The following is a 1,951-nucleotide window of genomic DNA, read 5'->3' as shown; positions in this document are numbered from 1 at the left end:
CACGCTCGAAGACTTAGAAAAACTTATCGAGCGTGGGCGCGGGGTTGTTTTTGATATTAAATTTAAAAACATCAAAAACAAAATCGGTGGTACGGAAGCATATATTTCTTTAAGTCAATGTTTCGACGTAACCATAAAACCCGAAGGTGTTGCTAACGGTCGCGTAATGGAAGCTGAAATTTTATGTACGACTATCAACGAAGTTGATTTGCGTATTATTTCCCGTTGCTATACATGGGAAATTTGCAGCGTCCGTAACGTGATCGGGTTCCCGATGAATTACCTACCGAAAGAGTTTTTAGCGTCAATGCTGGAACTCTATAAACTCAAGACCGAATTAAAAGGTGTTGAGGAAAAAGCCGTTGAATACATGCGCTCTAAAGGTATGCTTAATTCCTGTTACGGAATGTGCGTTACCGATTTTGCGAAAGATACATACACCTATAAAAACGGGGTATGGGGTATTCAAAAGGTAGATCTAAAGGGCAAGCTGGACGAATACAATAAAAGTAAGAATCGTTTTCTGTACTACGCTTGGGGGATTTGGATCACCGCCTATGCCCGGCGCAATCTTTGGATGGCGATCCTCGAATTACGCGAAGATTATGTTTACTCCGATACGGATAGCGTTAAATATCTTAACCCGGAAAAACATCAACATTTCTTCGATAAATATAATATCGAAATTCAGCGCAAATTACAAGCAATGGCTGATTACCACGGCTTAGATTCTGTCTTATTTTCACCCCAGACAATTAAAGGTGAAACTAAGACGTTAGGAATTTGGGAACTTGAGGGGATCTATAAAAACTTTAAGACCCTCGGAGCTAAACGCTATTTAGTTGAGAAGCAAGACGGTAGCTTTGAATTAACGGTTGCGGGGTTGCCTAAAAATAAGGGTATGTCTTTTATCATCAAAGAATGTAACGGAATTTCCGACGCGGTTTTTGATTACTTCGATGATGAATTGACAGTACCCGCTAGCGAGTCGGGCAAGCTGGGGCACTGGTATATTGACGAAGAAACGAGCCCCGCCATCAAAGACGATCCTATAAAGGAACTCCGCTACAAAGGTAAATTTGTAGAAGTTACCGCATTATCTGGGGTATTCCTCGGTGAATTGGAATATACTCTATCAATGGCTAAACGTTATATTGAATTTATAGAATTGTTCTGCGGTAATTATATAGATTACGGCGAAATAAGAGGTTTATAAATGTCCCAAAAATATTACTCAACAAGTGCAATTGACAAAAAGAACGCCACCTATAATGTTATTTTTGGTGAACGATCTAACGGCAAAACATACGCCGTATGTTTAAAGGCGCTGAAAAACTATTTCAAGACGGGCAAACAATTTGGCTATGTCCGTCGCTGGAAAGAAGACGTTACGGGACGACGCGCCGCCCAATTATTCGCGGGGCATATTGCCAATGACGAAATCAATAAACTTTCCAACGGTCAATTTACTGGCGTACATTATTACGCTGGTAAATTCTATGCCTGTACTTATGACGACAACGGCAAAGCGGTATATTCCGATACAAATATTATCGGGTATACTTTCGCACTATCCGATAACGAACATAACAAATCCACGTCATACCCGGAAATTAATATAATTATTTTCGACGAATTCCTAACGAATAAATTATATTTAAACGATGAATTCGTGGTGTTTATGAACTGCGTTTCTACTATCGTCCGTCGCAGGGTAGACGTAAAAATTTATATGCTGGGTAACACGGTAAATAAATTCTGCCCATATTTCGCGGAAATGGGGTTAACCAATATCCTGCAAATGAAACAGGGCAGTATTGACGTATACCATTACGGGGAAAGCGATCTAACGGTTGCTGTTGAATACTGTAGATCTACGACTGACAGTAAAACCCAGACACATAAATATTTCGCGTTTAACAACCCGAAATTATCAATGATTACTGGCGGC

General features: G+C 40.1%; 2 protein-coding genes. Both read left to right on the top strand.

The genetic code is table 11. From position 1 onward, the window contains the following. Positions 1-1,216: hypothetical protein (locus N1032_RS22800; RefSeq protein ID WP_259542600.1), on the top strand; the 1,216-nt coding region annotated here is incomplete at its 5' end. Beyond that, positions 1,217-1,951 (top strand): phage DNA encapsidation protein (locus tag N1032_RS22795; RefSeq protein WP_259542598.1); only part of this gene is annotated, 735 nt, incomplete at its 3' end.

Source organism: Herbiconiux daphne (assembly GCF_024979295.1).
Lineage (GTDB): Bacteria > Actinomycetota > Actinomycetes > Actinomycetales > Microbacteriaceae > Herbiconiux > Herbiconiux daphnes.
The sequence above is the reverse complement of the archived record's forward strand: the minus strand, read 5'-3'. Positions and strand labels throughout refer to the sequence as shown.